This window comes from uncultured Campylobacter sp., from assembly GCF_938045465.1.
Taxonomy (GTDB): domain Bacteria; phylum Campylobacterota; class Campylobacteria; order Campylobacterales; family Campylobacteraceae; genus Campylobacter_B.
Genome location: NZ_CALIBF010000016.1, coordinates 1 through 5,884, shown reverse-complemented (window position 1 = coordinate 5,884; position 5,884 = coordinate 1). Strand labels below are relative to the sequence as shown.

Below are 5,884 nucleotides of genomic sequence, written 5' to 3'. Positions count from 1 at the left end.
GGCAACCTGCGCAAATTTCAAACCTACGTGCCGCCACAGGATAAAAATAAAAGCTTCATCGCAAGCAAAAAGCTGGACGACCTCACTTCGCTAAAGGCGATTTACGAATTTGCCTACCCGAGCATACTAAATAAGGCGCGCAGCGTCGATGCGATCTGGTTTAACGAGCGAAATCTACCTTACGCGTTTTTCGAGGTTGAGCACTCGACAGACTTTAAAAATTCTCTCAATAAATTTTACGAACTTCAGGACTTTAATGCCAAAATGTTTGTCGTCGCGGATGAGGACAGGTTAAGGCAGTTTCAAAGCGTGATAAGCGCGTCGATATACAAAGATATTGTTGGTAGCGTAAAATTTGCGAGCTACGAAAGTATCGCTAAACAATACGACTTAGAAAACGAGAGCGCGAAAATAAAAATGGGGATTTGATGAAAGAATTTGAAGTAGAGATTGCCGAAATTTTGGCTAAAAAGGTTGTAATTAAAGCGAAAAATAAAGAAGAAGCGTGTAAGATCGCGCAGACGGCTTACGAAAATTGCGAGATCGTTTTGAGTGCAGAGAACTTCGTCTGCGCGGACTTTAAAGCGACGATCGCGGACGAGCCGAAAACTGAAATTTAGGAAATTTATGGAACCAAATTTAACGAAATTCGATGACTTTTTACGCTCACTTAGAAAAACAAATGCAAGCCTTGACTACTTTACCGACTTTGAAAAATGCGGCAAAAATCTAAAAGCCGTTTCTATCAAGCTCCACACGCTTGATTTTTTACTCGGTTCAAAGGATTTGAAAACAGATATTTTCACTTTTAAGATACTCTGAAATCGTTCGTGCGAAATTTACGCCTCCGCGATTTTTTCGCGCATTTGTATCGAGTCCAACTTCCACGCCAAATACGTAATCGTGCAAATTTTTAACCTTTCCGTCCGTAAAAATTTTATCTAGTCCGCTTTCTTGGCAAAACTCATAAATTTTTTCGGGACTTTTAAAATACGTTCCGAGTTTCGTTAGCTCACCGCTAGTCGCTATCACGTCCGTGTTTTTATCGCGAACGGCAATGAGTAAATTTAACACATCGAAACACCATTTGTTTTGCCCGAAAAGAGTGAAAATATCTGCTTTCAAACCGAGGTCAGCAGTAGGAATTTTGCTCTAAATTTAGGAAGCGATCAAAAGATTTTCGATTTCGTCATTAGCGCAGGCGGCGTAACATATCTGATCGAGGCGAATTTTTACGGCACGGGTGGCTCGAAGCTAAATGAAGTCGCAAGGTCTTATATCGAAATAGCACAAAAGATCGCGCTTTGTGGCGGATTTAAATTTATCTGGATAACCGACGGACAGGGGTGGCTGGCGGCTAAAAACAAACTGGAAGAAGCCTACAAAAGCGTTAAAATTTATAATCTCGCCACGCTTTATTACTTTATAAAAGAGCTTAAAAATGTTTAAGTTAGCCGATGATTTTAAGCTTTTTAAAGGCGATTGCTTCAATATTTTGCCTAAATTTAAAGGCGAGTTTGACCTCATTTTTGCCGATCCGCCCTACTTTCTCTCAAATGACGGACTTAGTATTCAAAGCGGGCAAATCGTAAGCGTAAACAAGGGCGAGTGGGACAAAAGCTACGGCATCAATGAGATAGATAAATTTAATCTCGAATGGCTTGCGCTCGCCAAAGATGCACTCACGAATAACGGCAGCGTAATGATAAGCGGGACGTATCATAATATATTTTCGATCGGTCGGGCGCTGCAAAAGCTGGACTACAAAATCCTAAACGTCATCACGTGGGCGAAGACCAATCCGCCGCCGAATTTCAGCTGCCGCTATCTCACGCACGGCTCGGAGCAGATCATCTGGGCAAGAAAAAGTGAGAAATTTAAGCATATTTTCAACTATGAGCTAATGAAAAAGCTAAATAACGACAAGCAGATGCGTGACGTGTGGAACTTGCCCGCGATCGCGCCGTGGGAGAAGGCGTGCGGCAAGCATCCGACGCAAAAACCGCTACCGCTTTTGGTGCGGTTAATTTTAATGGCGAGCACTCAAAATAGCGTCGTTTGTGATCCTTTTGCAGGCTCTGCGACGACCGGTGTAGCTGCGAATTTGCTAGAACGAAAATTCGTAGGTATCGAAAAAGAGGACGAGTTTATAGATATCGCTCTAAAGCGCAAACGCGAGCTAGACGCGAATTTCGCCGAATTTAGGCGAAAGATTTCGGATTTGCGACTATTAGAACAAGAGAGTTTGAAATTTTAAAATTTAAGCGTTTGAATTTTAGTGCGCTTTTCGCTTTCTGCTTCGCAAATTTGAAACCGCAAAAAAATATACGTTGCTATTTTAAAATTTTGAGATTCACAGGCTATTTTTTGTTCTCTGCGTTTGTTGCCATCTTTTTCACTCCGCTAAAACAGTTTACAAGCAAGAGGAAACACCAAGCTACATTCGAACTAATTCTTAAAAAGCTGCGAATGCAAGGCTGAAGTAAGAACGGGGGGGGGGGGGGGGGCGATTAAATTTAAAACCGCCTCGTCCAGCCGCGCGATATTTTCGCACATCTTGTCGCATTTAAATTTTACAATACAACCTCGAAGATTATTTTACAATGCCCTCCTTATCCATCCGCTCAAATTTAAATCTTTGCCTATTTTTGCTACATTTGTCTAAATTTAATTCCGCCTACCTTGCTCATCGCGCCGCGCCCAAACCCCAAATTTAACCCCAGCTTAAGCATAAGCTTGTATACTTTGGCTTTAAATTTAAGGTGGCAAATGAGATCACAGAGCGAATTTTTCGGCGTTTTCATCACGCTTCTTGGCGGCGTATTATGGGGCTTTAGCAGCGTTTGCGGGCAGTATCTGTTCACGCAAAAAGGCGTCAGCGCCGACTGGCTCGTGCCCTACCGCCTAGGCCTTGCGGGGCTTGCGATGGTGGCGTACTATTTAGCGCGTTCGCCGCGCGCAGCTCTCGCGCCGCTAAAAGATCGCGCGCTATTGCCGCAGCTGCTCATCTACGCGTTTTTTGGGCTTATGATGACGCAGTATTCGTACTTTTGCGGTGTCGAGCTCTCAAACGCCGCCGTCGCGACCGTGATCCAGTACTCCGCGCCCGCGCTCATCCTTGCCGTCGTTTGCTTTTCACAGCGGCGCGCGCCTAAAAAGGTCGAGCTCATCGCGCTCATTTTCGCGGTGCTGGGCGTCGTGCTGCTCGCCACCCACGGCGATCTTGGCTCGCTGGTTATCAGCGCGGGGGCGCTGGTTTGGTGCCTCATTAGCGCGCTTGGCGTCGTGATCTACAGCCTCATCCCAACGAAGCTAAATCAAAAATACCCCGTCGCGCTAAATTTAGGCTGGGGCATGGTCATCGGCGGCGGCGCGCTCGCGCTTTACACGCGGGTTTGGCAGCTGGGCGGCGTGAGCGACGCGGACGGCTTTGCGGCGCTTGCTGCGGTGGTGATTTTAGGCACGATATGCGCGTTTAGCTTTTACATGACGGGGCTAAAGATAATAGGCGCAAGCAGGGCGAGCATGATCGCGTGCATCGAGCCGGTGAGCGCGGCGGCGTTTGCTTATTTTTGGCTGGGGACGGAGTTCGTGTTCCTTGATTTTGCGGGCTTTACGCTCATTATCTCGTGCATATTTTTGCTGGCTAAAGATAGGAAAAAGGCGTAAATTTGGAGGAGAGATGATCTATTTGGCGCAGACTGATACGACGGCTGGGTTTTTGAGTAAAGATTTTCGCGAGATAAACGCGCTTAAACACCGTCCTGCGGATAAACCCTGCCTTGTAACGACGGCGAAGCTTAGCGAGTTAAAAAACCTCGCTCGCGTACCTGCTAAATTTAAAAATTTAGTGCGCCGCGCGAGGAAAACGACCTTTTTATACCCGAACGGCACCGCCGTGCGCGTCGTGAAAGAGTGCGCTCACGAGGAGTTTTTGAGGCAATTTGACTGGCTCTACTCCAGCAGCGCAAATCTAAACGGGCAAAACTTCGACGAAGCCTGGGCGAAAGCGGCGGCAGATCAGGTCGTGGATCAAAATTTCAGCCAAAACGCAAGCTCGAGAATATATAAAATTTCAAAAACTAAAATTTTGCGGATTAGATAGAACTGCCGATTAAATTTATGCGCGCAAAGAGCGCTCAAAAAGAGGCGCAGTAGTTTATAAATTTAAGCGACTTTGTAAATTTAAATTGCTCTATAAATTTACCGAACCGTAAAATTTCGTCACATATAAACCGCGCAAATACCGTCTGGAATTTTAAAAAATTGTAAAGGATCACGGCAGGCTCGCAGAAAAATCATATAAAAAGCTGCACCCCCCCCTCCTCCCGTTGCCTTCAAATAGTAAAATTCCTGTCGTTTTCGGAGCCGTAAAATTTCGTCATTGCTAGCTTTGAATGAAATTCTATCGCCAGATACTCTCGATCAAAATTTTAACTCGGGCGAGCTAAGATTATCGCTAGAAATTCTAGCATTCCGAGTATTCTTGATTAAAATTTTAGAGATTGGGCATTGTCGCCGGTTTTTATCCGAGCTGCTACGCGCCGTTTTTGATCGAAGCTCTGCCGACGCTGCTTCTGCCTTTGATTAAAATTCTATCTTGTCAAAACAGCTTCTCTGGCGCCGCTAAAATCAAAATTTCGCCGCTGCGCCAATAGTTTTAATAAAATTCAGCCGCTGCTTCTATCGATAGTTTCAATTAAAAATTTTATCGCCGCTGCAAGTATTACGATCAAAAATTCTATCATCGCCGATCTTATGTCAAAATTCCATTGTTTCCGCCTCACTGCTGCCGTCGCCGATACTACGCCTTCGATCGCCGCTGTCAGCAGCAAGCGCCGCAAAGCCGTCCTCGTAGCTCACGCCCTTTAAGCTCTCAAACCTACGTGTAAGACGCAAGTGCACCGCCCCGTTGCTGCGCTACGACGACAGATCCGCGATAAAATTTCCGCCGCCGCGCAACGTGTGTCAAGCCAAACACTGCAAATTTTAAAATTTAAACCGCCTCTCGCCGCGCGGCACCGATAAATTCCAACCGATAAATTCCAACCGATAAATTCCAACCGACAAACTCCGCTAGCTAGTCCATCATTCACGCATAAATCATAAATTTTCATGAATTTAACGCCGCCATTCTTGCTTTATATTAAAATTTCGCTAAAATTACCGCATTAAATTTGAAGCGCAAACGGCTTAGCTTAAACCGCTTGCGAGCAAATTAAATCCATTCAAGGAGCTTTTATGAGCGGTGTTGCGTTAATCATCTGCTTCGCCATAGCGGTCGTCGTGATGATTTTTTTGATCTCCAAAGCAGGCGTTCACCCGTTTTTGGCGCTAATGCTTATCTCCCTGGCGCTCGCGATCGTTGCGGGCATACCGCTAGCCAAGATCCCCGCGATTATCGGCGACGGATTCAGCGGCACGTTTAAGAGTATCGGTATCGTCATAATCTTCGGCGCGCTCATCGGCACCGTGCTCGAAAAGACGGGCGCGGCGCTCAAACTCGCCGATATGGTCGTAAACGTAGTCGGGCAAAAGCGCCCCGAGCTTGCGATGCTCATAATGGGCTGGATCGTAGGTATCCCCGTATTTTGCGACAGCGGCTTCGTCGTTTTAAACCCAATCCGTGAAGCGATCAGCAAAAAAATCGGCGAAAATCCGGTCGCTCTTGCAGTAGCGCTCTCCGGCGGACTTTACGCCTCGCACGTATTCATCCCGCCGACTCCGGGACCGATCGCCGCAGCAGGTGCCGTAGGTCTAGGCGGCAATCTACTGCTCGTAATCGCAATGGGCGCGGTAGTGTCCTTGCCGGTGCTGATCGCCACATACTTTTTTTCTAAAAAGGTCGCCAAAAACGTCCATATAAGCGAGGCTGAAGCGAATG

General features: G+C 46.4%; 8 protein-coding genes and 2 pseudogenes. 8 read left to right on the top strand and 2 right to left on the bottom strand.

Going from position 1 to position 5,884, the window contains the following annotated elements; genetic code table 11:
* The 3 genes and pseudogenes from Q0413_RS01055 to Q0413_RS01045 all read left to right on the top strand — a co-directional run.
* Positions 1-429: pseudogene (locus tag Q0413_RS01055) on the top strand (hypothetical protein); the annotation flags it as partial.
* Positions 429-620 carry a DpnD/PcfM family protein gene (locus tag Q0413_RS01050; protein ID WP_298101534.1) on the top strand — a complete coding sequence of 64 codons (192 nt, stop codon included), beginning with the start codon at positions 429-431 and terminating at the stop codon, positions 618-620. The pseudogene Q0413_RS01055 and the gene Q0413_RS01050, both read left to right, overlap by 1 nt.
* A 7-nt stretch (positions 621-627) precedes the next feature.
* Positions 628-822, top strand: coding sequence for a DpnII family type II restriction endonuclease (locus tag Q0413_RS01045; protein WP_122863220.1), 195 nt, complete (start codon positions 628-630; stop codon positions 820-822).
* On the opposite strand, the gene Q0413_RS01040 is transcribed toward Q0413_RS01045, so the two are convergent.
* Positions 778-1,074: a DpnII family type II restriction endonuclease gene (locus Q0413_RS01040; RefSeq protein ID WP_265584645.1), complete on the bottom strand. Its 297-nt coding sequence runs from the start codon at positions 1,072-1,074 to the stop codon at positions 778-780. The genes Q0413_RS01045 and Q0413_RS01040 overlap by 45 nt on opposite strands.
* A gap of 18 nt (positions 1,075-1,092) precedes the next feature.
* Here Q0413_RS01040 and Q0413_RS01035 point away from each other — a divergent pair, with 18 nt between their 5' ends.
* From Q0413_RS01035 to Q0413_RS01020, 4 genes are all read left to right on the top strand, one after another.
* Entirely contained in the window at positions 1,093-1,449 is a 357-nt protein-coding gene (locus Q0413_RS01035; RefSeq protein ID WP_297997536.1) for a DpnII family type II restriction endonuclease, read from the top strand.
* The gene (locus tag Q0413_RS01030; protein ID WP_298986373.1) at positions 1,442-2,257 is read left to right on the top strand and encodes a site-specific DNA-methyltransferase; all 816 of its coding nucleotides are present in this window, start codon (positions 1,442-1,444) and stop codon (positions 2,255-2,257) included. Before Q0413_RS01035 ends, Q0413_RS01030 begins: the two co-directional genes overlap by 8 nt.
* 512 nt (positions 2,258-2,769) lie before the next feature.
* On the top strand, positions 2,770-3,669 hold the full coding sequence (locus Q0413_RS01025) for a DMT family transporter (RefSeq protein ID WP_298986371.1): 900 nt from the start codon (positions 2,770-2,772) through the stop codon (positions 3,667-3,669).
* A 13-nt stretch (positions 3,670-3,682) separates the two neighbouring features.
* The gene (locus tag Q0413_RS01020) at positions 3,683-4,105 is read left to right on the top strand and encodes a Sua5/YciO/YrdC/YwlC family protein (RefSeq protein ID WP_298986369.1); all 423 of its coding nucleotides are present in this window, start codon (positions 3,683-3,685) and stop codon (positions 4,103-4,105) included.
* 656 nt (positions 4,106-4,761) lie between these two features.
* Here Q0413_RS01020 and Q0413_RS01015 read toward each other — a convergent pair.
* The gene (locus Q0413_RS01015; RefSeq protein ID WP_298986366.1) at positions 4,762-4,899 is read right to left on the bottom strand and encodes a hypothetical protein; all 138 of its coding nucleotides are present in this window, start codon (positions 4,897-4,899) and stop codon (positions 4,762-4,764) included.
* A gap of 342 nt (positions 4,900-5,241) precedes the next feature.
* Here Q0413_RS01015 and Q0413_RS01010 point away from each other — a divergent pair.
* Positions 5,242-5,884: pseudogene (locus Q0413_RS01010) on the top strand (GntP family permease); the annotation flags it as partial.

Bases quoted from the DNA above. Each gene is read 5' to 3' on its own strand.
- Q0413_RS01050 (WP_298101534.1), top strand. From the start codon at position 429: ATGAAAGAATTTGAAGTAGAGATTGCCGAAATTTTGGCTAAAAAGGTT.
- Q0413_RS01045 (WP_122863220.1), top strand. From the start codon at position 628: ATGGAACCAAATTTAACGAAATTCGATGACTTTTTACGCTCACTTAGA.
- Q0413_RS01030 (WP_298986373.1), top strand. From the start codon at position 1,442: ATGTTTAAGTTAGCCGATGATTTTAAGCTTTTTAAAGGCGATTGCTTC.
- Q0413_RS01025 (WP_298986371.1), top strand. From the start codon at position 2,770: ATGAGATCACAGAGCGAATTTTTCGGCGTTTTCATCACGCTTCTTGGC.
- Q0413_RS01020 (WP_298986369.1), top strand. From the start codon at position 3,683: ATGATCTATTTGGCGCAGACTGATACGACGGCTGGGTTTTTGAGTAAA.